General features: G+C 39.9%; 26 protein-coding genes. 12 read left to right on the top strand and 14 right to left on the bottom strand.

Annotated elements, in window-relative coordinates:
• Window positions 1–3: 3 nt before the first annotated feature.
• Window positions 4–1,509: a flavin-containing monooxygenase gene (locus AC4CUX_RS17045; RefSeq protein WP_005401164.1), complete on the bottom strand. Its 1,506-nt coding sequence runs from the start codon at window positions 1,507–1,509 to the stop codon at window positions 4–6.
• 148 nt (window positions 1,510–1,657) lie between these two features.
• Between AC4CUX_RS17045 and AC4CUX_RS17040 the strand changes: the two genes are divergently transcribed.
• The 4 genes from AC4CUX_RS17040 to AC4CUX_RS17025 all read left to right on the top strand — a co-directional run bounded on the left by AC4CUX_RS17040 (window position 1,658) and on the right by AC4CUX_RS17025 (window position 7,352).
• Window positions 1,658–2,665, top strand: a complete 1,008-nt coding sequence (locus AC4CUX_RS17040) for an AraC family transcriptional regulator (RefSeq protein WP_039890438.1) — start codon at window positions 1,658–1,660, stop codon at window positions 2,663–2,665.
• 85 nt (window positions 2,666–2,750) lie between these two features.
• Window positions 2,751–3,902, top strand: a complete 1,152-nt coding sequence (zapE, locus tag AC4CUX_RS17035) for a cell division protein ZapE (RefSeq protein WP_004696878.1) — start codon at window positions 2,751–2,753, stop codon at window positions 3,900–3,902.
• 362 nt (window positions 3,903–4,264) lie between these two features.
• Window positions 4,265–6,427 (top strand): malate synthase G, encoded by a 2,163-nt coding sequence (locus AC4CUX_RS17030; RefSeq protein WP_005401166.1) that lies wholly within the window; start codon window positions 4,265–4,267, stop codon window positions 6,425–6,427.
• 262 nt (window positions 6,428–6,689) lie between these two features.
• Window positions 6,690–7,352 (top strand): SOS response-associated peptidase family protein, encoded by a 663-nt coding sequence (locus AC4CUX_RS17025; RefSeq protein ID WP_005401167.1) that lies wholly within the window; start codon window positions 6,690–6,692, stop codon window positions 7,350–7,352.
• Between the two features lie 5 nt (window positions 7,353–7,357).
• Here the strand turns inward: AC4CUX_RS17025 and AC4CUX_RS17020 are convergent, their stop codons facing one another.
• The 3 genes from AC4CUX_RS17020 to AC4CUX_RS17010 all read right to left on the bottom strand — a co-directional run bounded on the left by AC4CUX_RS17020 (window position 7,358) and on the right by AC4CUX_RS17010 (window position 9,399).
• Window positions 7,358–7,822, bottom strand: a complete 465-nt coding sequence (locus AC4CUX_RS17020) for a MarR family winged helix-turn-helix transcriptional regulator (RefSeq protein ID WP_004696885.1) — start codon at window positions 7,820–7,822, stop codon at window positions 7,358–7,360.
• Window positions 7,823–7,924: 102 nt separating this feature from the next.
• Window positions 7,925–8,953, bottom strand: coding sequence for an IS701 family transposase (locus AC4CUX_RS17015; RefSeq protein WP_081316814.1), 1,029 nt, complete (start codon window positions 8,951–8,953; stop codon window positions 7,925–7,927).
• 128 nt (window positions 8,954–9,081) lie between these two features.
• Window positions 9,082–9,399, bottom strand: a complete 318-nt coding sequence (locus AC4CUX_RS17010) for a hypothetical protein (protein WP_004696886.1) — start codon at window positions 9,397–9,399, stop codon at window positions 9,082–9,084.
• Between the two features lie 539 nt (window positions 9,400–9,938).
• Here AC4CUX_RS17010 and AC4CUX_RS17005 point away from each other — a divergent pair.
• Together AC4CUX_RS17005 and AC4CUX_RS17000 are read left to right on the top strand one after the other, a co-directional pair.
• Window positions 9,939–11,465, top strand: a complete 1,527-nt coding sequence (locus AC4CUX_RS17005; RefSeq protein ID WP_005401168.1) for a TerC family protein — start codon at window positions 9,939–9,941, stop codon at window positions 11,463–11,465.
• Window positions 11,466–11,720: 255 nt separating this feature from the next.
• Window positions 11,721–12,443: a hypothetical protein gene (locus AC4CUX_RS17000; protein WP_395480447.1), complete on the top strand. Its 723-nt coding sequence runs from the start codon at window positions 11,721–11,723 to the stop codon at window positions 12,441–12,443.
• 24 nt (window positions 12,444–12,467) lie between these two features.
• Here the strand turns inward: AC4CUX_RS17000 and thiM are convergent, their stop codons facing one another.
• From thiM to AC4CUX_RS16985, 3 genes are all read right to left on the bottom strand, one after another.
• A complete protein-coding gene (thiM, locus tag AC4CUX_RS16995) occupies window positions 12,468–13,343 on the bottom strand; it encodes a hydroxyethylthiazole kinase (RefSeq protein WP_005401170.1) in 876 nt (291 codons plus the stop codon).
• An 11-nt stretch (window positions 13,344–13,354) separates the two neighbouring features.
• Window positions 13,355–14,512: a hypothetical protein gene (locus AC4CUX_RS16990; RefSeq protein ID WP_201951573.1), complete on the bottom strand. Its 1,158-nt coding sequence runs from the start codon at window positions 14,510–14,512 to the stop codon at window positions 13,355–13,357.
• 186 nt (window positions 14,513–14,698) lie between these two features.
• Entirely contained in the window at window positions 14,699–14,956 is a 258-nt protein-coding gene (locus AC4CUX_RS16985; RefSeq protein WP_201951570.1) for a hypothetical protein, read from the bottom strand.
• Window positions 14,957–15,378: 422 nt separating this feature from the next.
• Here AC4CUX_RS16985 and pepN point away from each other — a divergent pair, with 422 nt between their 5' ends.
• Both pepN and AC4CUX_RS16975 read left to right on the top strand, forming a co-directional pair.
• Window positions 15,379–17,988, top strand: coding sequence for an aminopeptidase N (gene pepN / locus AC4CUX_RS16980; RefSeq protein ID WP_201951567.1), 2,610 nt, complete (start codon window positions 15,379–15,381; stop codon window positions 17,986–17,988).
• 248 nt (window positions 17,989–18,236) lie between these two features.
• Complete coding sequence (locus AC4CUX_RS16975) at window positions 18,237–18,455, top strand: hypothetical protein (protein ID WP_010326836.1); 219 nt, start codon at window positions 18,237–18,239, stop codon at window positions 18,453–18,455.
• A 63-nt stretch (window positions 18,456–18,518) separates the two neighbouring features.
• Here the strand turns inward: AC4CUX_RS16975 and AC4CUX_RS16970 are convergent, their stop codons facing one another.
• Both AC4CUX_RS16970 and AC4CUX_RS16965 read right to left on the bottom strand, forming a co-directional pair.
• On the bottom strand, window positions 18,519–18,962 hold the full coding sequence (locus tag AC4CUX_RS16970; protein ID WP_004696899.1) for a universal stress protein: 444 nt from the start codon (window positions 18,960–18,962) through the stop codon (window positions 18,519–18,521).
• Window positions 18,963–19,047: 85 nt separating this feature from the next.
• Window positions 19,048–19,491 (bottom strand): universal stress protein, encoded by a 444-nt coding sequence (locus AC4CUX_RS16965; RefSeq protein ID WP_010326835.1) that lies wholly within the window; start codon window positions 19,489–19,491, stop codon window positions 19,048–19,050.
• Between the two features lie 302 nt (window positions 19,492–19,793).
• Here AC4CUX_RS16965 and AC4CUX_RS16960 point away from each other — a divergent pair, with 302 nt between their 5' ends.
• The 3 genes from AC4CUX_RS16960 to AC4CUX_RS16950 all read left to right on the top strand — a co-directional run bounded on the left by AC4CUX_RS16960 (window position 19,794) and on the right by AC4CUX_RS16950 (window position 21,798).
• Window positions 19,794–20,807, top strand: coding sequence for an alpha/beta hydrolase (locus AC4CUX_RS16960; protein ID WP_201706554.1), 1,014 nt, complete (start codon window positions 19,794–19,796; stop codon window positions 20,805–20,807).
• 83 nt (window positions 20,808–20,890) lie between these two features.
• Window positions 20,891–21,235, top strand: coding sequence for a DMT family transporter (locus AC4CUX_RS16955; RefSeq protein ID WP_005401176.1), 345 nt, complete (start codon window positions 20,891–20,893; stop codon window positions 21,233–21,235).
• Between the two features lie 5 nt (window positions 21,236–21,240).
• The gene (locus AC4CUX_RS16950) at window positions 21,241–21,798 is read left to right on the top strand and encodes a TetR/AcrR family transcriptional regulator (RefSeq protein WP_010326832.1); all 558 of its coding nucleotides are present in this window, start codon (window positions 21,241–21,243) and stop codon (window positions 21,796–21,798) included.
• Window positions 21,799–21,863: 65 nt separating this feature from the next.
• Here AC4CUX_RS16950 and AC4CUX_RS16945 read toward each other — a convergent pair whose 3' ends face one another.
• The 4 genes from AC4CUX_RS16945 to aceR form a co-directional block, all read right to left on the bottom strand.
• Window positions 21,864–23,039, bottom strand: a complete 1,176-nt coding sequence (locus AC4CUX_RS16945) for a benzoate/H(+) symporter BenE family transporter (protein WP_010326831.1) — start codon at window positions 23,037–23,039, stop codon at window positions 21,864–21,866.
• Window positions 23,040–23,164: 125 nt separating this feature from the next.
• Window positions 23,165–23,815, bottom strand: coding sequence for a leucine efflux protein LeuE (gene leuE, locus AC4CUX_RS16940; protein WP_178927975.1), 651 nt, complete (start codon window positions 23,813–23,815; stop codon window positions 23,165–23,167).
• A gap of 70 nt (window positions 23,816–23,885) precedes the next feature.
• Window positions 23,886–24,872 carry a transaldolase gene (gene tal / locus AC4CUX_RS16935; RefSeq protein ID WP_183173111.1) on the bottom strand — a complete coding sequence of 329 codons (987 nt, stop codon included), beginning with the start codon at window positions 24,870–24,872 and terminating at the stop codon, window positions 23,886–23,888.
• A 92-nt stretch (window positions 24,873–24,964) separates the two neighbouring features.
• Entirely contained in the window at window positions 24,965–25,852 is an 888-nt protein-coding gene (gene aceR / locus AC4CUX_RS16930) for an HTH-type transcriptional regulator AceR (protein ID WP_201951560.1), read from the bottom strand.
• Between the two features lie 99 nt (window positions 25,853–25,951).
• On the opposite strand from aceR, the gene aceI reads away from it, so the two are divergent.
• The gene (aceI, locus tag AC4CUX_RS16925) at window positions 25,952–26,386 is read left to right on the top strand and encodes a chlorhexidine efflux PACE transporter AceI (protein WP_062032662.1); all 435 of its coding nucleotides are present in this window, start codon (window positions 25,952–25,954) and stop codon (window positions 26,384–26,386) included.
• A gap of 45 nt (window positions 26,387–26,431) precedes the next feature.
• Here the strand turns inward: aceI and AC4CUX_RS16920 are convergent, their stop codons facing one another.
• A complete protein-coding gene (locus tag AC4CUX_RS16920; protein ID WP_183175048.1) occupies window positions 26,432–26,983 on the bottom strand; it encodes a hypothetical protein in 552 nt (183 codons plus the stop codon).
• Window positions 26,984–27,000: the final 17 nt, after the last annotated feature.

The following is a 27,000-nucleotide window of genomic DNA, read 5'->3' as shown; positions in this document are numbered from 1 at the left end:
ATCTTAATTTATTGCTTGACTATCTTGCTTAGAATTTAAAAAACGATAGTCTGCTGGATTGGCTTTTCGTGTTTTTAGCCAATACTTCCATGTATAGCTGGGCCATAAAGAGAAATTTTTCCCGTCCTCTTGTTGATACCAACTGACGCAGCCAGATTGCCAAATGGTATCTGTAAATTGACTTTGTAAATGCTGATTAAATTGGTCTTGAATATCTGCTTTCACAACGATTGCTTGAGATTGGGTTTTTTGTGCCATCTCGATGAGCTGTAGAATGTAATTCACTTGTGACTCAATCATAAAAATAACTGAGTTATGACCTAAGACTGTATTGGGCCCTAAAAGCTGAAATAAGTTTGGGAAACCTTTGGTGCTAATTCCATAGTAACTTTCGGCCCCGTCTTGCCATGCGTCTGTAAGCTCAACATGATTCAGCCCTGTACAGCTAAAGGATTTAAGATAAATACGTGGGTCAGTCACAAAACCTGTGCCATAGATGAGGCAGTCAATTGCACGCTTCTTCCCATCTTTGGTGATGATACTGTCCTCAGTTAATTCCAAAATATCATCGGTAACCAATTCAACATTTTTACGGTTAAAGCTTGGGTAATACTTGTTGGAGACCAAAATGCGTTTACAACCCATAATATAGTTGGGAATTAACTTATCTGCGGTTTCAGGGTCTTTGACTTGATGGTGAATATACGCTTCTGCTAGTTTTTGTGCATATTTCATGACCTTTGGTTTCATAATGGGAACTACACGAGATTCATTTGTCCAATACAGACGAGCTCGATGAATTTTTCGAAACCAATCAAATCGATTAAACAGTGTTTTCTCAATCGGTAAATAACGACGTTCATCCCGAGGAATAACCCATGCAGCTGTCCTTTGTAGTACGTAGAGTTGCTTCACTTTTTCTGCAATTTCAGGAATATATTGAATCGCACTACCCCCAGTGCCAATAGAGGCAACATTTTTATTGCTGAGGTCATAGTTATGATCCCACTGTGATGAATGGAAAACTTTGCCTTTAAATTTCTCGATACCCGAAATACGCGGAATTTGCGGTACATGCAGTGGACCAGATGCGAAAATAACAAATTGAGCGGTCAGAGTTTCATTTTGATTAAGGGTGAGTTGCCATAAACACTGATTGTCTAAGTAATGTGCAGCACACACTTCGGTGTTAAAGCGGATATAAGGCTGCAATTGATGTTCAGCGGTAAGTGTTTGCATGTATTGATAAATTTCAGGTGCTTCAGCATAACGTTTAGACCAGTCGGTCTTGGGTGAAAAAGACAAGGAGTAGAGATGTGACTGTACATCACAAGCAGCGCCCGGATATTGGTTTTCACGCCATGTGCCACCTATTCCACTGGCTTTTTCCAAAATTACAAAATCACGAATACTATTTTGCAAAAGGCGAATAGCCATCGCTAAACCGCCAAAGCCTGCACCAATAATGGCGATTTTTACCTGCGGGGGTGTTGAATTTGCTGCCTGCATTTGTTTTTCCTTTTTGTTTTACTTTATTGTAGAGCAACTATCCAGAAGGTCTATGATAGCCCTGACAAGAAAATTGATAGATTCGGCAATTGTTGTACGCTAGGTGGCTGTAGTAAAACATAGGCCAATATTTTGCTTTTAATTGATTATGAAACGTTCTGTACTTGGCTTGATGTATTTGATTCAAGGAATGCGTAAAGCAGGAGTCGCAGTCGATCAAAAGTTACAAAGCATTGGCTTACGTGTGGAGTCGCTTGATCCGAATGCGATCATTCATCCTGCTCTAGAGTGGGATATTTTGAAAATCATTGCAGAGGATATTGAGCCTGAGCAAGGCTTGTTCATTGGTCAGCATTATGTCTTGGCGGGATATGGCCCTTTACTGATGTTATTGATGACCAGTCCAACGACACATACCGCGTTAGAACAGGGTATTCGCTATCAAAGTTTGACGCATTTGAGTGGCTTATTGGGTTTGAAAAAACAAAATGATCAAGTCGCATTATGTTATCTACCGCGAGACCTACAAACGTCTGTGGGACAGTTGCGTGCACATTCTGAGATAGCGGGAACCTATAAGTTTTTACAAGATATTTATAAGATGATTGGGCTGGAAATGCCTGAGATTCGAATTACTTTACCTGTTGCACGACCTGATGATGTGAAAAAACTGGCGCTCTACCAGCAGGTTTATGGTCAGCAAGTGAGTTTTGGTACGCAGCAAGCTGAATTTTGGTTTGATGAGTGGGTTTTAAATGTGCCGATTCCTTCAGCAGATTTGATGACATTTAACGTTTATGCAGGCAAATGTCAGGCGGAATTGCAGCGTTTGGAAGAAACGGCAGAACAGCCGAGTCTGATTCAGCGGGTGCAGGATTATTTGGAGTTGCAACGAGGTTTACTGCCGACCATGGCTGAAACCGCGCAAGCTTTGAATTTGCCAGAGCGAACCTTAAGACATCAGTTGCAACAGTTAAATAGCAGTTATAAACAAATTCGTGAGCAATTAATGAAAGACCGTGCACTACATTTGATGGAATATCAGGAATATTCCATTGAAATGATTGCAGAGTTATTGGGTTACTCGGAGCCTGCTGCCTTTAATCATGCATTTAAACGGTGGTTTGGTTACAGTCCACGACAATATGGGAAATAGCCTAAGCATAATTATGCCAAAGTGTTATATATTAACTTTTCCACTCCGCTATAATTGATATAGCCTAAAAACAGTATTAAATGATATGTCAGATTTTAATTCACCTACCGCATTCAGTCCTTTATCTCCTGCAGAGCGCTATGCGCAAGCCTTAGCATCCGGACAGTTCATGTCTGATGAGGCACAAGCTCAGGCCGTTCATGAGCTGGATCGCGTTTGGCATGAATTAATTCAACGTTTTAAGGCATCTAAAAAAGCATTCCGTCGTTTCCGCCGTCAAACTTCTCCACGTGGTGTATATATGTGGGGCGGTGTAGGCCGGGGTAAAACATGGTTGATGGATCAGTTTTATGACTCAATTCCATTTCGTCGTAAAACACGGATGCACTTTCACCATTTTATGCAACATGTACATCGTGAGCTCAACAAGCTTTCAGGTCAGCGTAACCCTTTAGATGCGGTTGCGGATCAAATTTATAAAGAAGCAGTGGTTATTTGTTTCGATGAGTTCTTCGTCTCGAATGTGACGGATGCCATGATTCTTAGTGATTTGTTCCAAAAGCTTTTTGCACGTGGCATTACCTTGGTAGCAACCTCAAACATTGCGCCAGATGGTTTATATAAAAACGGCATTCACCGTGATCGTTTCATTCCAACCATTGAAATGGTGAAACAGCAGTGTGTGATTTTAAATGTAGATGCAGGCGTGGACTATCGTTTGCGTGTTTTAAAGCAAGCGCAACTCTTTAAATCACCTTTAACACATGAGCACCAACGCTGGATCGCACAGCGTTTTAGTGCATTGACACAAACTCAAACCATTTCAGATGAGCCGATTATTATTAATAATCGTATTGTAGAAACGGTCGGGCATACTGAAGATGTTTTATGGTGTGAGTATTCAGAGCTGTGTTTAAAACCTCGTAGTCCTGCTGACTTTATCGAAATTGCAAATATTTATAATACTGTGTTGGTGAGTAATGTTCCGCATTTGACCGATTATCTTTCTGAAGGGACGCGTCGTTTTATTTATCTGGTCGATGAGTTTTATGACCGTGGGGTAAAACTGATTTTAACCTCAGAAGATACAATTATTGATTTATACTCTGGTGATAAATTAGCCTTTGAAATTGAACGCACGCGTTCACGTTTATTGGAAATGCAATCAGATGATTACTTGAATGAAGCACATCGACAAATACAAGCTGAAGCAAGTAAACAACAAGAAGAAATCTAAAAATATAAGCACCCAAAAGGGTGCTTTTTTTATGTGCATTTTCATCGATTAATTTATCGACTTTTTTGAATAATCATGGCTTAATCAGGATTGAAAATAGGGAGAATATTGGTTTTAAGTGTAAAAAATATACAAAACTGCACTTAAGTCTAATTTCGGCATTTCAAAAACTTAATAAACTACTAAAGAGCATTTTGTAAATTGATAATGCTTGTGCCTTGAGCAGTATTTTATTTGGTAGTTTGTATACTTTATTAAATAAAAAATGATCACTATTTCGCACGGTGATATTACTATTCAGCCAAGTTTAAATCGGTATACTAGAATCTCTTGTATAAAAAGTAGCAATATCAGGAAAGACAATGACTGCACGTATTCAAAAAGGCAAGTTAGCGATTGCTAAAGAACTTTACGATTTCATCGAAAATGAAGCACTTCCAGGTTCAGGTTTGGACAGTGAAACTTACTGGAAAAACTTTGAACAAGTCGTTGTCGATCTTAGCCCAAAGAACAAAGCACTATTGGCTAAGCGTGACGACATTCAAGCGAAGATCGATGAATGGCACCGCAACAACAAATTTGAACTTGGAGCTTACAAAGCTTTCCTTACAGAAATTGGCTACTTAGTACCAGAAGTAGAAGATTTCCAAATCAGCACAGAAAATGTAGATGAAGAAATCGCATTATTGGCTGGTGCGCAATTGGTAGTACCTGTGCGTAATGCACGTTACTGCTTAAATGCTGCAAACGCGCGTTGGGGCTCTTTATACGACGCACTTTACGGTTTTGACGTGATCCCAGAAGACGGTGGCGCGGAAAAAGGTAAAGGCTATAACCCTGTGCGTGGCGACAAAGTTATTGCATTTGCTAAAAACTTCTTAAATGAAACCTTCCCATTAGCGAATGGTTCGCATGCTGATGCGACAAAATATGCAGTTGAAGGCAAAAAGTTAGTTGTGACGTTAAAAGACGGTTCGACATCGACTTTGGCTAAAGAAGCACAATTTGTTGGTTTTAATGGCGAAGAATCGGCTCCAACAGAAATCGTACTTTTAAACAACGGCCTACACGTTGTAATTGAAATTGATGCGAACAGCCCAATTGGTAAAACAGATGCCGCTGGCGTAAAAGATTTAGTTCTTGAAGCTGCTGTAACGACTATTCAGGATTTAGAAGATTCGATCGCTGCTGTAGATGCAGAAGAGAAAGTTGAAGGCTACCGTAACTGGTTAGGTTTGATGAAGGGTACGCTTTCAGAGTCTATCGAGAAAAATGGTAAAACTGTTACGCGTACTTTGAATAAAGACCGTACGCACAAAAACTTGATCGGTGGTGAAACGAAACTTCATGGCCGTTCATTGATGCTTCTTCGTAACGTGGGTCATCTCATGACCAACCCTGCGATTCTTGTAGATGGTGCTGAAATCTACGAAGGTATCATGGATGCATTAATCACTCCGCTATTATCTTTTGCAGACATTAAAGGTGAAAACGAAAACAAGAACTCTCGTAAAGGTTCAATGTACATCGTAAAACCTAAAATGCATGGTCCTGAAGAAGTTGCTTTTGCGGTTGAGTTGTTTGAGCGTTCAGAACAAGCGCTTGGCCTGCCTGAAAAAACGTTAAAAATCGGTATCATGGATGAAGAGCGTCGTACTTCTGTAAACTTGAAAAACTGTATTGCTCAAGCGAAAGACCGTACCATCTTCATTAATACAGGTTTTATGGACCGTACAGGTGATGAAATCCATACCTTTATGGAAGCAGGTCCATTCGTTCGTAAGGGCGAAGTGAAATCACAAATTTGGTTCCCAGCATATGAAAACCGTAACGTGATGATCGGTCTTCAAGCGGGCTTACGTGGTAAAGCACAAATTGGTAAAGGCATGTGGCCAAAACCAGACATGCTTTTAGACATGTATAAAACCAAGATTGAACATCCAGAAGCGGGCGCAAGCTGTGCATGGGTTCCATCTCCATCTGGTGCTGTCATTCACGCGATTCACTACCACCAGTGCAACGTGTCTGAGCGTCAAAAAGAATTATTGAATACTCAGCCTTTATCATTAGATGATTTGTTAACACCACCTTTAGCGACAGATACCAACTGGACTGAAGAAGAGAAAACCAAAGAGCTTGAAAATAACCTTCAAGGGATCTTGGGTTATGTTGTGCGTTGGGTTGACTTGGGTGTAGGTTGTTCGAAAGTTCCAGACATCAATAACGTGGGTTTAATGGAAGACCGTGCAACTTTACGTATTTCATCTCAACACGTTGCAAACTGGTTACGTCATGGCATCGTATCTGCGGCGCAAGTTGAAGAAGTGATGCAGCGTATGGCGAAAATCGTTGATGAACAAAACGCAAACGATCCGCTTTACACGCCTATGGCACCAAGCTTCGATGGTTATGCATATAAAGCAGCGTATGACTTAGTGTTTAAAGGTGGTGAGCAGCCATCAGGTTATACAGAGCCACTTCTGCATGCTGCACGCTTGAAGTTAAAAGGTTATACAGGTGACTAATCTGTAAATCTAAAAAAGCCTCTTCGGAGGCTTTTTTATTGGACGAAATAAGTCGTACTGTATCCTTAGAGTAAATCAATAAGACTGATTTAATTTTGGGTAATAGCAGTGATCTATAGATTGGACTTATTCAAGGCTATGAATGGTTTTAAGCGTAGTGCTAAATAAGTATCTCAACTAGACGCCGCAGATAAAAGCCTTATACAATTCGCTATATAAAGCTCTTCATACTATTGTTAACCACCAAGTTGGATGAAAATCCATGTGCGCTAATTTTAAGCCTCTAACCTTTGCTCAAGTACAACAGTTTGGTCTACCTGAAATTCCTTTTGATTATGTCGAAGAAGTCTATCCTGGTTATGAGCTGCCTTTATTGTTCAAATCAAATATAGGTTTTGAGTGGCGTAAGGTACATTTTGGTTTAATACCGAAATGGGCCGAAGATAAGAGTATTGCAACGAAAACCTATAATGCTCGAAGTGAGACACTCTTGCAAAAGGCTAGTTTTATTGAAGCCACTTCCAAATATCAGTTTGGGGTGATCCCAGTTTTTGAATTTTATGAGTCAAAATATATAGAACAAAAGCCGCAGAAATGGGGTGTTAGACGACAGGATGGGCAGGTTATTTTTGTTGCTGCACTTTATGAAATCTGTCGTATAGCAGGCGAGGTAGTCTGTTCAGCAACGATGCTTACGATGGATGCCATAGACCACCCAATGATGCGGGAGTTTCATGAGCTGGGGGATGTGAAGCGCTCAGTGATCGTGATTCCACATGAACGCTTAGAGGAGTGGCTCAGCTGGAAATCACCGAATATTCAATCCTTTGTACAAGGCTTTCCTGTTGAAGAGTTTGAATGTTCACATGTGCCGAAAATAAAAGTCGAAAAAGAGAGTCCCCAACTCAACTTTTTCGACTTTTAAACGGTTTAGCGAGCTAAATTTTTAAAAACGTGTTTTAAGCTTTCCATCATTTTTTCAATTTGCAAAGGTGTTAAGCCTTCAAATGATTGCTCAAGTACAACACTGGTGAGATCATTGATCTTATTGGTCATTTCAACACCTTTTTCGGTGAGAAGAACACGGGTGATACGTGCATCATCTTCACAAGAATAAGTTTCAACCAATCCTTCATCTTTTAAGCGATAAACAATTTTGGTGGTTGTCGACATTTTAGAGACCACCATGTCAGATAAATCAGAAACACTGGCATGTGGCTTTGAATCTAGAGCCAGTAAAATACGACGACGTGAGTTATCTAAACCATACTTTTTTAAAGCATGATCGACATTGAGTACATACTGTGCATGTACTTGCGTTACCCAGTAAAATGGAAAGCTTTCTAAAGAAAAATCTTCAGAACCTGGTAGGAACTTACTGTACTTTTTGGTCATGTGACGGATTCCCCGTGAATCGTATTTTTATTTTATAGATCATTTGAACACATTTTATGTGAACACTCATACACTTATCAATACAATAGGACTTACGCAGTATTATTTATAGATTCTCTGTGGTAGCAGATGATTTTTATCGAGAATAAAGTCATCAATGAAGTCTTTGATGATTGGTCTAAATAATTTCTTCTGCCAACGATATACATTTTCAAAGATCCGCTCAAACTGGTTCTTTTGTATCTCGACGTAGGCCATCAAGGCTGAAAAAATATGATTCAAAATCAGTTTAGATCGTCTTACTTGAAACTTTTCAATATGACAAACCTGTTTAATCACTCGGTGATATTGTTCTATTTTCCAATGACTTGAATGTAATTCATGAAAACCCTCAAAGGACAATAAATCATCTTCATCTTGATGCACAATATAAAACCTCTGCTGTTCTTTTAACTGAGTCTTAAATAATTGTACAAAGCCAAAATCTTTGAGCCAGACCACTTGACCCTGATGGAAATTCGGCAATAAACGCAGTTGAAACCATTGTCCTTTTTCTGGGGAAACCTTACGGTTACAGTCGATACCAAACATAAATCGAATACCATGTTTTCTTATGGTTTTTAGATTTGCAATCGATGAATACCAACTATCACCTGTAATGAATTGAATCTTTGCACCCCAACTGAGTACTTCACTTAACATATCCATAAAGTAATCATTCTTGGTTTTACTTTCAGATTTGTCATAAATTCGGAAATTAATTGGAATATTTTGACCATTTTGATCTGTCGCATACAAGGTAATGAGATTAATACCCTTGACGGATCGGTGGTGTTTGCCTGACCAAAAATAGCTAACTAAGTCCATATGCTGACTATACGGTTTATCTAAAACAGTATCATCAATACTGACTATAAGTTTATTATTATCAATATGTTGAATTGCTTCCTGATATAGGTCGTGAGGTGTGTAGTCTTCACGCTCTAGAAAGCGATTTACACTATCATGCGAGATATTATAAGTCTCGGCAAGTTGTGTGCAGCTAATAGAGTTCGGTTCTGTCATGAGAAAGCCCATATAAATGGGTAGAGTACAAGTTGCTGTAGAAGCATGTTTAATTCGTCTGATCACAGATACTTTATAAAGTATTTTAATACTTTTTTGAATCCGTCAATGCGTAAGTCCTATACAAAATTACTGGATTTCTCATCATAAAGGAAATCTGTTAAAAGAAAGCCTTGGCCAGTAATCAAGAAAAGTTAAGCGTGGTTGTTTAGAAGAGACAGGGTATAGCCGTCTTTATCTTGATGGAAGCTCACAATACTTTGAGCAAATTGTACAACTTCATCTTCGACTTCAGCATTCTGGTGAGAATCTAAAGAGAGTTTAGCCATGGGAACACCGTCCTGTAGAACGATAGGCAAGTGCATTTCAAACTTTTGGTTATTATGCGAAACCACAACTTTAACTTGATGCTGATCAAATGAGGAGTCTAAATGCAGATATGCGCCTTCATAGCTAGTATTGGCAAGCATTTTTGACGTCTTATTGAAGGTCAATGCTTTTTCATTGTTCATAGCGATGAATCCTGTCTTCGATTACTTTGATCGGATTGTCAATCCGCGCATCCTTGGTTTGGGTGATTGACCACTTTTACAACAATGCTGGTCGTGTTTCATTTTAGTGAAAAAAATGGATTTGTGAACTAGTGTTTTTAACAAAAAGTGTCATTTGTGGAGATCATAAATGTAGTGAATTGATATTTTTTAACTATTATTAAAATAAATAATTAAATAAAAACAATTATTTGGTTTTTATTTGCGATGGATTTAATTAGAAAAACTAAAAAATGACCGTGGCGTCTAATCTTTATAGAATGCGACAATTGGCATTAAGTGACAAAATTTCAAACAGTGATTTCGATATTTTTATGTATTTTTTGCATAATAAGTGGTCGAATATTAAAAATTTGTTAAAAACCATAAAAAAATTATTACAAACCAAACATCTCAGGCATAATTATTTCATCTTTAGTTGAACAGGTCACAAATATGGATCCGTCGCCGTGCAGGTCTATGCTTTTAAAACAGAAACATAATTCTGGGGTAATGAAATAATGGAATTTTTATTAGATCCGGGAATATGGGTAAGTTTACTTACGCTTATTATATTAGAAATTGTTTTAGGTATTGATAACCTAGTCTTTATTGCCATTTTGGCTGAAAAACTTCCTCCTGAGCAACGCAATAAAGCGCGTGTCATTGGTCTGTCACTTGCACTTTTAATGCGTTTGGGCTTGTTGTTTATCATCACTTGGTTAGTCACGTTGACTCGACCGCTGATTACTGTCTTAGATTGGACATTCTCTGGGCGAGATCTGATTCTTTTATTTGGTGGCTTATTCCTAGTCTATAAAGCCGTTACCGAATTGCATGAAAAAATTGAAGGTAAGCCTGAAGTTAAGCTGACCACCAATGTGGTCTACGCGGGTTTCACCGCAGTTGTGGCACAGATTGTGATCCTTGACGCTGTGTTCTCATTGGATTCGGTGATTACCGCGATTGGTATGGTCGACAACATTAATGTGATGATGGTGGCTATGGTCGTTGCCATGGTGGTCATGCTGTTGGCTTCGAAACCATTAATGACTTTTGTAAACCGTCATCCGACTGTGGTCATCTTGTGTTTAAGCTTCCTATTGTTGATTGGTATCAGCCTGATTGCGGAAGGTTTCGGCTTCCACATTCCTAAAGGTTATATCTATTCGGGTATTGGTGTTGCTATTGCAATTGAAGCCTTTAACCAATTTGGTGAGCGCAATGCGGCAAAACATGAAGCGAAAATTCCTCTGCGTCATCGTACTGCGGATTCTATTTTAAAACTCATGGGTGGCAAGCTCCAAGCTGAAGACCCTGATCAGCTTCAAGCGCAAGAAACTTTTGCGGATGAAGAACGTTATATGATTGGCGGTGTATTGACATTGGCTGAACGTTCGGTCGCGTCGATCATGACACCGCGTAGTCAAATTTCGTGGGTCAATCTTGATGATTCACCTGAGAAAATTCGTGAACAGGTACTGTCTGTGCCGCACAGTTTATTTCCAGTGTGCCGCGGTAGCTTGGATAAAGTGATCAGCATTGCGCGCGCCAAAGAATTGCTCGATGTCTTAGATGATGAAGAGCAATTGAAAGACCTGATCAAACGTCATCGTCCAATTTACATTTTTAAAAAAATGAAAGTCATTGATGCGATTAATACGTTAAGAACGTCTAAAGGTTCATTGGTTTTGGTGAGCGATGAGTTTGGTAATGTGCAGGGCCTTGTTTCACCGCTTGACGTATTTGAAGCGATTGCTGGTGAATTTCCCGATGCCGATGAGCAACTTGATTTGGTGAAGGTTGATGATCAGACGTGGAAGGCGACAGGCATGCTGGATTTATATCAGCTTGAACTGGAACTTGGGATGATCGATTTGGTTGAAGAAGATGCGGGCTATATTAGTGTTGCCGGTTTAATCCTAGATAAAACTCATGGTGATGTACACGTTGGGACTCAACTGGACTACCGTGGTGTTCACTTTGAAGTGCTTGAGTTGGATTCAAACCGAATTAAGACCGTGAATATTAGCTATCGTACTGCTTAATCATTGCAATAATAGATTGTGAGAAAAAATGCCAGCTTTGTGCTGGCATTTTTTCTGCTTATAAAATAAGCGCTATGCACTTAAATAAAAAGCAGTTATTCTATGCCCGCAATTGGGTTGTCGTATTGCGTACTTGAAATTACCTGTTTGGTGAAGACAGCTTGTTTCTATCCCTATGGTTATCAAAGCATTGCATTTAGACTATAGCAGTAAAACAAGTGATCAAAATAAGAACGGAAATACTTCATGCAACTTATGGAAAAGGTCGTTGATTTTAAAAAGCTTTCAGTAGAGAAAAAACAAGTTCTATTTGAAGAGCTTGAAACTTTTGATCGACAAATTTTCCCAAATGCAATCCAAGAAGAACTACATCAATTAGTATATAACCCTGATGTAGTGGCATTACCAATTATTCGTTTTTATCATCGCGGAAAAATAGTTGGGCAAAATATTATTGCTATATTGAAGCTTAAGACAGCGCATCAACCTTTATATATTCTTAGCTCGCGTGCAGCTTTTTTACCTGATTACCGAAATCAAAACAGAACACTTTTATCCGCAATTCGAGTGACCTTGGGTTATCGTTTAAAATATCCCACGCGTCAGTTATGGTTTGTTTCGAGTTTGATGCAGCCAAAAGTATATCGGCTGTTTGCTTCACGTTCAAAACGCTTTTATCCGCGTGCAGAAGTGCCAATGCCTAAGGATTACTTACAGGTTCTTGATCTAATGCAAAACCGTCATGTGAATGTGCAACAGCGCAGTGAGGATGTGTTTGTGCATCCTTGTGTACTGCCGCAGACCACGCCTGAACAATTGATTCGGCTTCGAAATCGAGCCAGTCGTCATATCAACTTTTATATGCAACATACGCCTGATTATTTTATTGGTATGGGTTTAATGTGTATCTGTAAATTAGATGTGCTGACTCTGCTAGAAGCGGCGATGAACGTGCTTTTAGGGCGAGAAGTTACCTAAGCAGAAACTCTCGCCATACTTTATTTAGGCTGAGGTACGGATAAGCTGTATATCCGCATATTTATAAATGGTTTCAGCTTTCATTTGATGAATGTGATCCATAAACGCTACATTAAAACTTCCTGTGCTTTGGCTTCGGGCATATGCAAGCTGCCCAGCAATGGCAAAGTGGACATGCGCAGACAGCGCTGCAATGACAGGATTGGTGACTGCGCTATAGGCTGCAATTAATGCACCAAGGGCACAACCTGTAGCAGTAACTTTGGGTTGTAAATGTGAACCACCATTGACTTGGATTACAGCATCAAGTTGTTTGGAGAGAATATAGTCAGACTCACCAGAAATGGCAATGACTTCAGCCTGCGCTAAAAGTGTTTTTGCTTGATGGTAAACATCAGCACTGCTTGCAGTACTATCAACGCCTTTGGTTTCGATCTGGTTTCCCGCAAGTGTGCTGATTTCAGATGCATTTCCACGAATAACCGTGGGTTGAAAAGCTAACAGCTGATTCACCATTTCAGAGCGCCACTTTAAAAACGGCCCATATCCCACAGGGTCTAATACCCACGGAATGTTTTGCTGCTGCGCGGTTTGTGCCGAGATTTGCATGGCTTGCATTTGTTCAGAGGTTGGCGTACCTAGATTAATACTGAGCGCTGCACTAATGCGTGTGAAACTTTCAGCTTCAAAGGGATTATCAATCATGGCAGGTGAGGCGCCTGCAGCCAATAAAACATTGGCTGCATAGTTGGCAGCCACACTGTTGGTGATACATTGTACCAAAGGTTGTTGCGTTTGCAGGGCAGTCCAAGCTTCAGCAACATATGCCACCAAGACATCGGTTTGGTCTTGAATCGATTGTTTTGTGTTAAGCAAGGACAGGTCTAAAAGCTGGGTCATAGTGGATGCCCTTATTTGGTGAAATAGTGGTCTTGATGCTTACATTTGCGACAAAATAAAGTCACATATTGGTCGGCATCATAATCTACGGTGAGCTCATTTGAACCGCAGTACATACAGCGTTTTTGTGAGTAGAAACTTAAACGTGGTTCAATTTTTTGCCATGAACGAGAGACAGGCTGAAAGAAAATGGCTTCGTCATAGCCTAAAAATCGGAAAAATAAGACTTCGCTCATTTTGCTGAATGGTAGGTTATGTGGTCGAGGCAGAGTTGATGTTTCCCATTTTTCAGCCACACTGCGTTCACGGTATTGTTGTAGAGTTTTTTTCAGTAAGTTGGTGTTAATAAAGTTTTCATTTCTGGGTTGTAAGGCTTTACGTTCATATAAATACTCCAATGCAGTTTGGATTAAATAATAAATTTGTCCGACCGCGAGTACATCGAGTAAACGATAACAAAACACTTGGAAACTGTTATTTCCCGCAATTTGAATGCCCCAAGTACGGCAGTAAAACTGCATAAATTGGATAATTTCCTGATAGAGCAATTGGTACAAGGCATTTTTGACTTCATCCGCGGTCTTAAAAGGCACACCAAGGCTAAGATTTTCATAAAACCAATAACGTAATTGCTGCGTAACACTAAATAGGCTAGGTTCAGAATAGCCGTCCAAACGCACATTAATATAATACTGATGGGCTTCACTGGCAAAATCTTTGGCAACGAGGATTTGTTCTTTTACCAGTTGTTTGATGAGACTATTTTGAAACAGATAATTGGGGGTAATGCTAAAATATTTGATCTGTTCCCAATCAATAAACTCTTGGTGCTGTGTATGTTCTTGTGCGTAGTCATCTAACAGGGCCAATAAAAATAATTTATGCATAAAACTGAGTTGACCCAGTTCAAACTCATAAATGTCCTTGGTTTTGGTTTTACGCTGTTCTTGCTGACGAGTTTCTTTCAATATTTTTTTGCGCTGTGCTAAGCAACTGTCGCAGTGGCAGTTTAAGTTTGAATTGCTAAAAACACGATGTTGGCAGTGGCTACATTCATGAAAGTTAATTTCTTTGTCGTATTGTTCAGCATCCACCCAAAACATGGCCGCCTGACAAAGTGGACAAGGCGTGCTCTCATCAAGTTGTTTGTGCAAAATTTGAAGCGACATAAGATGAATTTGAAACTCAGGATTTTCTCAAATTATACACGCTAAAATTTCAGAAAGGCGTTGTAAATTGCAGTGTAATTGAACAAGCAGAGGTGCTTTGTAAGCGCTAGATGGGTGAAGCAACGCAGTGGCGAATATAGGGCAAAAAAAATACGGCATGCACCGTATTTTTTGGACTAGTAGAATTTAAACGGGGCAAGGTAGAGAGTCATCTTCCATACCTAGTTTTTTAGCTTCAATCATGGCTTGAACTTTTTTGCTCGGCAACTTTTTAGTCCCTAGTGTGTCGTAGTGATTTAGAATGCTGCTGACATCATGTGCTTGTAAAGGCATTCCTTCACAGCTCATGAACAGGGCAATGACTTTATGATCAATTTTTGCAGCATGCATTGCTTGCAGCATTTTTATATTTTCGACGCGGACGATATGGTTTTTTAAGTACATCTCACACCTCTTTTATTTTGCTTAAGTATTATCATGCGCTATGCATATTTAGATACAAGCAAAAACTGTGCACAAAATGTAGCCGATTTGAAAATTAAGTTAGATATTTGAAAAGAGCTGGCTTTATATATTATCGATATCTTTAAGTTTCTCAGCGTTTGAATGGTAGAGAGCTAATGGCACTGTTTAAGTGTAAAGGCTGGTGCAAATATTGCTAGACAAGCACGGCACGATAAGGGCGTTGACTGTTTCTTATTCACTTGGTGCAGTCATATGAGCGGGATAAGACAAATAGAATTGAAAAGCCTATTCAACGTGCCCATATAATTATCATTCAACATACACAGACAGTATGGCAAACTTGTCGTATGATCAAAACATACACAATATAAAGCTGTAGACCAATAGCATTAGGACATGACATGAATATTGCGGCAAATCCAATTATTGAAGCAGATCAAACCGTCTATTTAAAAGACTATCAAAAACCATCTTTTTTAGTAGATAGCATTCACCTCGATATTCAAGTCTATGATGAGCATAGCAAAGTTGATGCTGTACTGGAGCTGACGCGCCAAACTGAGGGTGATTTGGTTTTACTCGGTCGTGATTTAGAGCTGAAAAGTTTAGTGCTGAATGGTCAGCAACTTAGCCAAGAGCAATATGTGCTTGATGCAGAGCAGTTGGTGATTCGTAATGCACCAAATCAGATCAAGCTTGAGACATCGGTGATCATTCATCCTGAGTCAAATACACAACTTGAAGGTTTATACCAAGCCGCATCAGATTTGTTTGTTACCCAAAATGAGCCTGAAGGATTCCGTAAAATTACCTTTTACCCAGACCGTCCAGATGTCCTTTCAGTTTTCACCACCCGTGTAGAAGCTGACAAAAAATATCCAGTGCTCCTTGCTAATGGTAACTTGATTGAAGCGGGTGAGGCTGGCGAAGGCCGTCACTATACCATTTGGCAAGATCCAACCAAAAAACCAGCGTATTTGTTTGCTTGTGTGATTGGTGATTTGGCGGTTTTAAAAGACCGTTATGTGACCTCTGAAGGCCGTGATGTGGCTTTGGAAATTTATGCCGAAGAAAAAGATATTCCGAAATGTCATATTGCGATGGAAGCCTTAAAGCATTCAATGCGTTGGGATGAAGAACACTATGGTCGTCCCTATGATTTAGACAACTATATGATTGTGGCTACCAGTGCTTTCAACATGGGTGCGATGGAAAATAAAGGTCTCAACATTTTTAACACGTCATGTGTTTTGGCAGATGAAGAATATACGACAGATGCCGCGATCATGCGTGTACAGTCGGTCATTGCCCATGAATACTTCCATAACTGGACAGGTAACCGCATTACTTGCCGTGATTGGTTCCAATTGTGTTTAAAAGAAGGCTTAACGGTTTTCCGTGATCAATCTTTCTCAGAAGATTTGCAGTCTGCTGCGGTTCAACGTATTGACGACGTTGCGGTACTCAAAGCGCATCAGTTCCCAGAAGATTCAGGCCCATTGTCTCATCCACCGCGTCCAGACCATTTTGTGGAAATCAATAACTTTTATACTGCAACGGTCTACGAAAAAGGTGCAGAAATTAACCGCATGATGGCAACCTTATTAGGCAAAGAAAAATTCCGTAAAGGAACTGATGAATACTTTGAACGCTATGATGGTCAGGCCGTGACAGTTGAAGACTGGGTAGCCGCTTTAACCGCAGGTTCAGGCGTAGATTTATCCAATTTCTTAACATGGTATAACCAACCGGGTACACCAAAGTTAGAAGCTGAGGGGCACTATGATGTTGCTGCACAAACTTATACCTTAAACTTTAAGCAAAGTTTAAAAGCACATCCTAAGTATCCGAATCTAAAAGCTGTGCCAATCCCTGTCGCTTTAGCGCTGTTCGATGCTGCAACAGGTGAGCAATTGCTTTTAAACTCAGACAGTTTATTTGAAAATGCAGTCAAAGACGGTGTGTATCTTTTCGATCAAGATCAAGCCAGCATTGTGTTTAGCGGTTTAAGCACGAAACCTGTCGTGTCATTACTGCGTAATTTTTCTGCGCCCGTCAACTTAGAATTTAACTATACCGATGAAGAGTTGGCGTTCCTGATTCAATACGAAACCAATGGTTTTAACCAATGGCAAGCAACGCAAACACTGCTTGAGCGTATTTTACTCAATGGTCATGATGCGCATATTTATATTCAAGCCATTAAAAACACGCTACCAGATCTTGTTGAACAAGATCCACTCTTGGCATCACGTTTATTTGATGTGCCAAGTGAAGGTTATTTAGGTAGTCGTATCGACACTGACTACGAACCAGCGAAGATTCAAGAACAACGTAATGCTTTGATTGAAAAATTAGCACGTGAGTTAGGTGCGTTCTGTAAAGACACTTATTTGGCTTTAGACCCAGATTTGCAAAAAGAGTTTTCACAAGCCATGGGTGTCCGTGCGCTGAAAAACATCATGCTTAGTATGATGGCGCGTCAAGGCGATGAAAGTGCTTTTGAGCTGGCATATCAGCAATATGAAGCCACAGGCAATATGTCTGAACGTTTAGGTGCACTACGTGTCTTGGTTTGGAATGATGCACCGCAAGCAGAAGCGGCTTTACGTGATTTTTACCTACGTTTTAAAGATGAGGCTTTGTCACTAGATCAGTGGTTCACACTTCAAGCGGCACATCCTTGTGCTACGACGGAAACCATTCAATACCTCACTTCACATGCCGATTATGATTTGGGCGTGCCGAACCGCATTCGTTCAGTGAGTGGTGGTTTAAATGCAAACCCAGTGAACACATGGAGTTTTGGTGTGGATCATTTCATTGGGCTGGCAAAATATTTAGATGAGAAAAACCCAATTGTTGGCTCTCGTTTACTTCAGGTTTTGTCACGTTGGTACACATTGGCAGAGCCACAGCGTAGCGAAGTGAAAGCGAAGCTTGAGGCTTTAAAACCACAAGTGAAATCTAAAAATGTCAGTGAAACTTTAAGCAGTATGTTAAGTATTTAACTGATCTACGCATAAAAAAAGTCAGTCAGTAGACTGGCTTTTTTTATGTAAACTGAAGAATGACAGCATGAAGAGTGCACATTGGTATTTTTATAAATAATGAACATTCATGTGAATAGTGTGAAATAAATCGCATTTTATGGGTATAATGTTATGGCATAACAGATGATTAGCTCAATATTCTGTATTTTTTCGGCTTCTGTATACAGGCTATTGGGCAGACAAACATGTAGAGTGTAAAAACAGATATGTTAGTTAAAATTGAAGATGGGTTTTATTTAAATACCGTTCATATTATTGCTATTCGTATTGCGAAAAGTGCTGAACTGGGAACATTTCAAGTCAATGTTGAATATAGTCCGCATAACCATCAGGCTTCGGGTTTATTTCAAAAAACTTTTATGCAACAGTCGGCAGCAGAGCATTATTTGCAAAATTTGCATCAGCAGATTAGTAAAAGCAAATGAAGTGAACGAGTTCTGCCAAATAAAAAAGACTGCTTCGGCAGTCTTTTTTATTTAAAACAATACTTAAACTTTTACGATCAGCACAGGTATTGGAGACTGCGTTAGAACATTTTGCGCCACACTACCTAACATCATCTTTTTAAAACCTGTACGGCCATGTGAGCCCATCAGAATCAGATCTGCACCGACTTCATCGGCCACATGAATAATACCTTCAGAAGGAGAGATGCCGCGGATCACTTTGGTATCCACCTCAATTTCATCACGGTCAAATGAGAGCTTTACTTCGGCTAAACGGTCTTGAGCGACTTTTTCAGCATGTAGAAAATAGTCGGTGATAGCTGGTGCTACTTTATAGAAGTCGACTCCGACAAATGGATCGACTGCAATCACGCTCATGAGCGTTACGCGACTATTTAAATCTTTGGCCAACTCAAGTGCTTGTTCAACAGCAGCATAAGACATCGGTGATTCATCGACGGCAACCAAAATGTGTTTGTAGCTCATTATCTTCTCCTTAATGGTACGTCTTTATGCGGATCATTTTGCAGTACATGCGAAATCAGCTCACATAAAGACGCGTTATAGTTGATTAAGCTTTAACAATGAGAACTGGGAGCTCAGTAGATTTGAGAACATCTTGAGCAAAGCTGCCTAATAGGAATTTTTGAAAGCCTTTGCGACCATGTGAACCCATTACAATCAGGTCATTTTTCAGTGAAGTTGCTGTTTCGACCACAGCATCTTCAGAGACTTCACCTTTAATGATTTTAGACTGAGCTGTTACACCTTGTTCTTGTGCAATTTGAACCGCATCCTGAAGGGCTTTCTCAGCATTGTTATAGGCTTGTATGAAATAGTCTTTCATGATTGGAGAGGTATAGTAAAAATCGGCATCTTTGAGAGGGTCTTCAGCAACTAAGCTAATCAATGTAAGTTGACTGCCAAAAACTTTGGCAATTTCAGCCGCTTGCTTAACCGCAGAAAAAGAAATTTGTGAACCGTCAACAGGGACTAAAATATGTTGGTAAGCCATCAGAGGGACTCCTTTTTGTATAAGATTTAGTTCTTGATTTATTGATAACACACTGCCATTAAATGTTCAATTTTGATCGGGCTAAAAATTGAAAATTCATGAAATTAAAAGAAAATAATTCAAGAAAATGCTGATTTTCGTGTCCAAAATCTTGAGTGAAAAACTCAAGTTTCAGATTTAATACGATATTCTTTAAAAGATACTTCTGGTGTTTAAATGAAGCTGAAATGAGATCTGTTTAATCATGCGATGTGATAGAGACTGTATTAGAATCATTTGAAAAAAGGATGGGGCCGAACAGTATGATTTTTCAACCAATAATAAAAGTACTTAGTACTGTTTTCATGATTGTGCTTTTGAGCGCGTGTCAAAGTGTAGAAAAGAGCACCAAACTAATTGCGGGTACATTTAACACAGCAACCAATATTCAAATGAAAATGCTAGATCGCTTTGCGCCTCCCGATGTCATCGTACACAATAATATTACATATCAAGCTAGTCCTGAGCTGAATGTTGACATCTATCAACCCCAAAATATTGAACAATTAAACGCAGTGCCCACGGTGGTTTGGATTCATGGCGGCGGATGGGTTTCGGGCTCAAAAGAGCATGCGCGAGGTTATTTTAAGCTTTTAGCTAATCAAGGCTTTAACGTGGTCTCGGTAGAGTATCAGTTTGCACCTGAGGCTATTTATCCCACTCAGTTACAGCAAGTCGATCATGCACTGAATTTCTTACAATTGAATGCTGCTCAGTATCATATTAACCCGAACCAACTGTATCTAGCAGGAGACTCTGCTGGAGCCAATATTGCCAGTCATTATGCTGCGCTTTTGACGAATCCCGCATTTGCTCAAGCATCCAATTTTAAGCCGAGCATTCAGCCGAAACAGCTTAAAGGGCTAATTTTGCATTGTGGTATTTATGACTTATATCGCTTTGTAAACACCGCTCCTGAGGAACTCAGGCTCATTGAATGGGGCGTTTATAACTTGGTTCAAGCGTATACAGGAGAGCGTAAAGAGGATGCAGCTTTTTTAAAGGCAATTTCAACCAGTGAGCATATTACGCCACAGTATCCACCTGTCTTTATTAGTGGAGGAAATAAAGACTTTTTAACCAATAGCCAGTCTTTACCTTTCGTCGAGGTGTTGAAGCAGCATCAGGTTGCAGTCACGGAGGCTTTTTATCCAGACTCTAAGGAGTTTTTGGTGCATGAATATCAGTTCATGATGAGCAAACAAGCGAGTCAGATCACCTTTGATCGAACCATTGATTTTATAAAGCAAACCTCAAGGCCGACTGAAACAAAATAAAAAAGTATGCAGAAAGCCTTGTTTAATTTTTGCTATTTTAATAACATACCGACCGATTGGTATGTTTTTTTGTTGAGTTTCTGATGAATCCTATATTAATGGCTTATGCTTTGCTGGCGATGGCAATTATTTCTGAAGTGATTGGTTCGACTTTTTTGGTAAAGTCGGAAGGTTTTACCAAGCTATTGCCTTCTCTGGCCGTAGTCGTTCTATTTTCGTTGGCATTTTATTTATTGTCTCAAGTGATTAAAGTGATTCCATTGGGTATCGCTTATGCGATTTGGGCGGGTGTTGGTATTGTTTTAACCGCTCTGATTGGTTACTTTGTTTTCCGACAAAGTCTAGATTTCGCAGCAATGATCGGTATTGCACTGATTGTTTCTGGTGTGGTCGTGATTAACTTATTTTCAAATTCAACAGGGCATTAAGTTCGATGCAACAAGCAAGTCCACGTAAAAAGGCACCAGAACAGGTTCGCCAAAGTATCCTACAACATGCGATCTGTTTGGCTGCTGAAAAAGGCGTGACTGGGGTCTCCATACAAGCAGTGGCTGATTTGGTTGGCGTGAGTAAGGGTGGTGTTTTCCATCATTTCCCAAACAAACAAAAGCTACTTGAAGCGATGGTTGTGGAACAACTTGAACAATTGGATCGTGTTGTTGATGAGTTGATTAGTCAAGACCGTGATCGTTATGGTTGCTTTACCCGAGCCTATATTGAAATTACTCTAGAAAAGCAGGTGCTAGGCTTGGAGCATTCTTGGTCAGCTATTTCGATGATTATGCTGACGGATCGTACCTTTAATGAGTATTGGATTGAGTGGCTAGAAAAACGTTTAGCGCGACATCAGGATACAGATAATAATTTGGAGCTTAAAATTTTACGCTATGCTGCAGATGGCATTTGGCTCACAGCATTTACCGAGGTGGAAAATCTGTCTGAGACGATGCAGCTTAAGCAAGAATTGATTCAACGAAGTTATCAGCATTAAGTTTTCAATTTAGCAATATTTAAAAATGAAAAAGCACCCATCGAGGGTGCTTTTTGTATGAGGGCTTAAACTTTTTTGGCTTTAAATTTAAATATAAGCATAACTGCAAAACCAAAGAGTAGTCCCCAAAAGGCAGAGCCAATACCAAAGAACTGTACCCCAGATGCGCTGAATAAGAAGGTCATGAGGGCTGCCTCACGGTCTGATACCGCTTCAAATGCAATCGCGATGTTATGACTAATCGTGCCAAACAAAGCAATACCAGCCAATGCTGTAATAAAGATTGCAGGGAAAGACAGTAAAAGGCTGGTCAGGGTGGCTGCGAATAGTCCCATTAAGATATAGAAGAAACCGCAGCTCATGCCCGCAATATAACGTTTTGATGGATCAGGGTGAACTTGTTCATCTAAACTGACAGCTGCACTAATTGCTGCGGTATTGACACTATAACAGCCAAAGGGTGCGAGTAAGGCTTGAGCGGTACCCGTCCATCCAATCAGTTGATTGACGTGGGGGTTATAGCCATAGCTTTTAATCATGGCAATACCGGGTAAGTACTGCGATGCCATATTGATCACAAACAAAGGTAGCGCTAAACCTAAAATAGCAGACATGCTGAACTCAGGTGCCATCCAAACAGGTTGCGCTAGGCTCCATGTGATTTGAGGCGTATGGAAGTCTAAGAATAACGGGCAGAGTAACAAGCCTGCAATCACTGTAATGACAATGCAGTAACGTGGAGTAAGTCGCTTAGAAACAATATAAGCCGCCAGCATGGATAAAATAAAACCCCAATGGTCTTGCATACTAGCGAACAATGAAATACCAAACTTCAATAACACACCAGCTAGCATGGCACTGGTTAGGCTTTGCGGGATATACGTCAGAACTTTTTCAAAGATACCGAAAAAGCCCAAAATGGCAGTAACTAAACCACAGACCAAAAATGCGCCAATCGCTTCATGCAAACTATAACCACTGCCTGTCGCAATAATTAAGGCCAGTGCTGCCGTAGACCATGAGGTCGATACAGGATATTTAAGTTTCCAAGATAAAAGCAGCCCACTTAAACCAATACCCAGACCTAAAGCCCAGAACCATGAGTTGATTTGTGCGGTATTTGCACCTAAGACTTGGGCGGATTGAATGACCAAGACTGAAGACACACTAATGCCAATGAGGAAGGTAATAAAACCTGCGAATACTGCTGGAACTGAGAAATCTTGAAATAATTTTTGCATGAAGATCAAAACATAATTTGAATGAGTGAAAATTACTATTGTTCAAGGATCATACGCTGGTTCTTGAAAAAGAAAACAGCACATGATGGATTTTTTATCGAAAATAATGAGATTATTCACGAAAATTACAGTGTGGAAAGCGCCAGTTTTAAGCCGAAGCCACAAAACAGCAGACCGACGGTCGCCACCGCAACGGCTGCAACTTTAAACTGTCGATTGAAATAGCTCGCCAGCTTAATACCTGAAAAAATCAGAATACTGAGATAAGCCATACTGATGATTTGCAGAATAATGGAAAGTAAGGCAAAGCTTAGTGCTGGATAAGCATAATTTGGGTCGACAAACTGCACAAAAAAAGACAGATAAAACAAAATGGCTTTTGGGTTTAAAAGGCTAATGGTCAGCGCTGAGCGAAAAGGATGCAAGCTTTGTAAAGTACTCTGGCCTGTACTTGCTGCAAGCTGTTGTGGGCTGGACTTCCAGGTTTTGACTCCTGCAATCAAGAGTTTTATACCTAAATATGATAGATACAGTGCACCTACAATTTTTAATAAAATAAACAGCCAAGGAAAAGCATGTAAAAGAGATGCTGCACCCAGCACGGTACATAGAATGAGGATCAAATCGCCAGTGAAAACACCTAATGCACCCCAGTAACCTGTCTTAATACCAAATCGTGAGGCAATGGACATCACATAAAGAGAATTTGGGCCTGGCAAAATCACAATTAGAATTGTACCGATGATATAAGTACCGATGTCGATAATACCAAACACAACGTATTCTCAATAAAAAAGCCGATGTTGCATGATAACAAAATCGGCTTTTAAAAGAAGAAAAATCAAGTTAAGCCGAAATTTCCTCATCTAAACCAAAAGACTGACGTAACAGTGTGTTCAGTTGTTGACGAGCTTTAATAAATCCATCAATCCCCCCTTGTAGCAGTTGCGTTGCCATGAGGTCATGTTCAATTTGATCTCTAAACTCAGTTTCACCGAGTGCGTTAAGTGCAGTTGTCGCTGGTGCAATATCACTTGCTGATAGTTGTGCTTTGACTTCACGCGTGTCTTGTTCAAGTGCAGCCAATAAATTAGGTGCAACAGTCAGCAGGTCACAGCCGGCTAGTCCCAACACTTGGTCAATACTCCGGAAGCTTGCGCCCATAATTTCTGTTTTAACCCCATGTGCTTTATAGAACTGGTAAATTTGCTTCACAGAGAGTACGCCAGGGTCTTTTTCAACGGGATAGCTGTCCACGCCTTCGGCCTTTTTGTACCAATCTAAAATACGTCCAACAAAAGGTGAGATTAAAGTGACATTCGCTTCCGCACAAGCATGTGCTTGATGCACACCAAACAAAAGCGTTAAGTTGGTATGGATGCCTTCAGCTTCCAGCACTTTCGCTGCTTGAATGCCTGCCCATGTCGAAGCAATTTTAATTAAAATACGATCTTGATCTACGCCGTAGTTTTTATATAGCGCCAGCAGCTCTTTGGCTTTTTTGATGGTGGCATTGGTATCATAAGACAGCGCTGCATCTACTTCTGTGGAAACACGACCTTCAATCAACTTGAGAATTTCAACACCAAATTTGACGGTAAGAATGTCAATCGTACGTTCAATAAGTAAGTCATCTTCAAAGCCTTCCGCTTTGGCTTGAGCGAAAGCGTCTTCAATCAACTCTTTATTTTCAGGTTGACTTGCAGCTGCTGTAATTAGAGAAGGATTGGTGGTTGCATCGAGCGGGCGAAATTGGTTAATCGCTGCTAAATCGCTACTGTCGGCAACAATGGTGGTTAAGCTTTTTAATTGGTTTAATGCGGTTTGTGTCATTGATCGTTCGTTCTTAAAGTTATTACCCGTAAAATATTTATAACACAAACTGCTTTTAACCCAAGTAGATTCGGACGTTTTAACAGCAGTAATTATACTTTTTTACGCTGATTTCGGATGTGTTGGATTAAAAAACGTGCAGCCGCACCCAATTCACTTTCACGACTCCAGACCAAGTCCACAAAATATTCAAACTTGGGGGTGAAATCCATCAGATCTAATATTTTGAGCTGCTTTTTGAGCTGAGGGTTTTCATTTAACATTTCTAAGGGTAAAACACCCCAGCCAAAGTTTTGCATGATTAAGGCGCAAGCCGAGTGATGGTTGTCTGTCCGCCAATACTGTTTGGAATAGAGCAATTCTGGCTTAATGCTTTTATCGCGACTGGCAACCACGATTTGACGGCTGTGTTGAATTTGTTCAAAACTGACTTGTGAAAATTTCGCCAGAGTAAAGTCCTTATTGGCAACGGGAACTAAAGTTTCGAGTTTTAATTCTACAAACTGTTCGCTGCTTTCCAGTTGTTCACGTTCAAACATCAGTGCTAGTTGTGCTGTACCATTGAGTAACATTTTCTGAGCATCTTCTTGAGGTGCAGAAAAAATATTGATTTGTAGACTGGGAAATTCGGCTTCTAATATTGCGATGTAGTCGATCCATTGCATATGTAGCAGTTCAGATACCACTACAATGTTGAGCGAGGACTCCAAACCGTGGCTTAGGGCATGGGCATGCTGTTTCCATTGGTTCATTTCGGTCAGTAGTTGCTCGGTCTTTTCATACAAGGTTAGGGCTTGCGCTGTTGCTGTGGGCTCACGTCCTTCACGTAAGAAAAGTTGTAGGTTTAAGTCTATTTCCAAGTTGGCAATTGACATACTCACGGCCGATGGCACTTTGCCCAATTTTCGTGCGGCAGCTGAAAATGAGCCTGACTCAATCACGGTTTTAAAAATGATCAGTTGCTCTTGATTGATATTCATAATTTTCTATCTTTCAATTTTATTGAAAGAACCTAACTCGATTAATCAATATTATAAAAATAAACTAGCCAACATCCAATTATGAAAGAGTAATTAAAAATGTTGATTTCCAAAAGAAGGATTATTCATGCGCTCAGCTATGAAATCATCCTATTGGTGATCATTGCTGTAGCTTTAAGTTTCATATTCCATATGCCTTTAGAAGTCACAGGTGTACTCGGTATTGCCATGGCTGTCACTTCGGTCATATGGAATATGGTGTTTAACCATTTTTTTGAAAAGTTTGAAGCGAAAAGAAAGCTAAAAAGAACCATCGGCGTGCGTGTTCTTCACGCGATTGGTTTTGAAGGTGGTTTGATGCTTGCAACCATCCCAATGGTCGCATATGCAATGCAAATGAGTATTTGGCAAGCCATCGTGCTCGACTTCAGTTTAACCATGTGTATTTTGGTTTATACCTTTATTTTCCAGTGGTGTTATGACATGCTGGAGGCGAAATTGGGTATTCAACCTGAAGCGCAATATTCAAATTAAAAAAAAGCCACGCAATGTCGTGGCTTTTTTAATGTGCAGCGATTCTTATGTGAATTTTCTAACATTGAAAATATAAGGGATCATCAAGGCAAAAAGAACCGTGAGGGCATAGTGTAAGCTATTCACTACAGCGCTAATATACGGATGAGCAAAGCCTTTTAGATAGACCATGGTTGCGCCTTTCTTTGTACTGGAATCTGTGTATGGGATTTCATCACTGATCAAAAACCAGCTTAAGCAGAAAAAGAGCAACATAAAAATAAAAAACAATAAGCCTAAGGGGTTAAACATTGAACGTTGCTGTGTATTCAGTTTTGCGTAGTGTTGTTTAATGTGCTGGATTTGTTGTCTGTTGAGCTGTACGCGAAAATAATTGATAAAAATAATGACAATACATATGAAAGTACATATACCAAAAAAGTCATTGAGAAATTTATGTGGACTGGATAAGTTGGATGCGATGGTGCTTGGAAACATGCCTTGAAAGTGAACATCAAAACTGACCACAAGGAGGGCTAGTCCTAAGGGAACGAGGTAAAAATAATAATAGCGAATGGGTGTATTGAGGTAAGCCAATAATGGGAATGAATTTCGCATAGTTTTGTATTTGGTTA

Source organism: Acinetobacter sp. 231_lipA, from assembly GCF_058243005.1.
Note: the sequence above shows the minus strand (reverse complement) of the source record. Positions and strands in the feature narration are given on the sequence as shown.

Excerpts from the sequence above, each read along its gene's own strand:
- AC4CUX_RS16990 (WP_201951573.1), bottom strand. The coding sequence starts at position 14,512 with ATGTCGCTTCAAATTTTGCACAAACAACTTGATGAGAGCACGCCTTGT.
- aceR (WP_201951560.1), bottom strand. The coding sequence starts at position 25,852 with ATGAATATCAATCAAGAGCAACTGATCATTTTTAAAACCGTGATTGAG.
- AC4CUX_RS16975 (WP_010326836.1), top strand. The coding sequence starts at position 18,237 with ATGTTAGTTAAAATTGAAGATGGGTTTTATTTAAATACCGTTCATATT.
- AC4CUX_RS16970 (WP_004696899.1), bottom strand. The coding sequence starts at position 18,962 with ATGAGCTACAAACACATTTTGGTTGCCGTCGATGAATCACCGATGTCT.
- zapE (WP_004696878.1), top strand. The coding sequence starts at position 2,751 with ATGTCAGATTTTAATTCACCTACCGCATTCAGTCCTTTATCTCCTGCA.
- aceI (WP_062032662.1), top strand. The coding sequence starts at position 25,952 with ATGTTGATTTCCAAAAGAAGGATTATTCATGCGCTCAGCTATGAAATC.
- AC4CUX_RS16965 (WP_010326835.1), bottom strand. The coding sequence starts at position 19,491 with ATGGCTTACCAACATATTTTAGTCCCTGTTGACGGTTCACAAATTTCT.
- AC4CUX_RS17010 (WP_004696886.1), bottom strand. The coding sequence starts at position 9,399 with ATGAACAATGAAAAAGCATTGACCTTCAATAAGACGTCAAAAATGCTT.
- AC4CUX_RS17040 (WP_039890438.1), top strand. The coding sequence starts at position 1,658 with ATGAAACGTTCTGTACTTGGCTTGATGTATTTGATTCAAGGAATGCGT.
- AC4CUX_RS17045 (WP_005401164.1), bottom strand. The coding sequence starts at position 1,509 with ATGCAGGCAGCAAATTCAACACCCCCGCAGGTAAAAATCGCCATTATT.
- AC4CUX_RS16985 (WP_201951570.1), bottom strand. The coding sequence starts at position 14,956 with ATGTACTTAAAAAACCATATCGTCCGCGTCGAAAATATAAAAATGCTG.
- AC4CUX_RS16950 (WP_010326832.1), top strand. The coding sequence starts at position 21,241 with ATGCAACAAGCAAGTCCACGTAAAAAGGCACCAGAACAGGTTCGCCAA.
- tal (WP_183173111.1), bottom strand. The coding sequence starts at position 24,872 with ATGACACAAACCGCATTAAACCAATTAAAAAGCTTAACCACCATTGTT.
- AC4CUX_RS16920 (WP_183175048.1), bottom strand. The coding sequence starts at position 26,983 with ATGCGAAATTCATTCCCATTATTGGCTTACCTCAATACACCCATTCGC.
- AC4CUX_RS17030 (WP_005401166.1), top strand. The coding sequence starts at position 4,265 with ATGACTGCACGTATTCAAAAAGGCAAGTTAGCGATTGCTAAAGAACTT.
- AC4CUX_RS16955 (WP_005401176.1), top strand. The coding sequence starts at position 20,891 with ATGAATCCTATATTAATGGCTTATGCTTTGCTGGCGATGGCAATTATT.
- AC4CUX_RS17020 (WP_004696885.1), bottom strand. The coding sequence starts at position 7,822 with ATGACCAAAAAGTACAGTAAGTTCCTACCAGGTTCTGAAGATTTTTCT.
- AC4CUX_RS17005 (WP_005401168.1), top strand. The coding sequence starts at position 9,939 with ATGGAATTTTTATTAGATCCGGGAATATGGGTAAGTTTACTTACGCTT.
- AC4CUX_RS16945 (WP_010326831.1), bottom strand. The coding sequence starts at position 23,039 with ATGCAAAAATTATTTCAAGATTTCTCAGTTCCAGCAGTATTCGCAGGT.
- AC4CUX_RS17025 (WP_005401167.1), top strand. The coding sequence starts at position 6,690 with ATGTGCGCTAATTTTAAGCCTCTAACCTTTGCTCAAGTACAACAGTTT.
- thiM (WP_005401170.1), bottom strand. The coding sequence starts at position 13,343 with ATGACCCAGCTTTTAGACCTGTCCTTGCTTAACACAAAACAATCGATT.
- pepN (WP_201951567.1), top strand. The coding sequence starts at position 15,379 with ATGAATATTGCGGCAAATCCAATTATTGAAGCAGATCAAACCGTCTAT.
- AC4CUX_RS16960 (WP_201706554.1), top strand. The coding sequence starts at position 19,794 with ATGATTTTTCAACCAATAATAAAAGTACTTAGTACTGTTTTCATGATT.
- AC4CUX_RS17000 (WP_395480447.1), top strand. The coding sequence starts at position 11,721 with ATGGAAAAGGTCGTTGATTTTAAAAAGCTTTCAGTAGAGAAAAAACAA.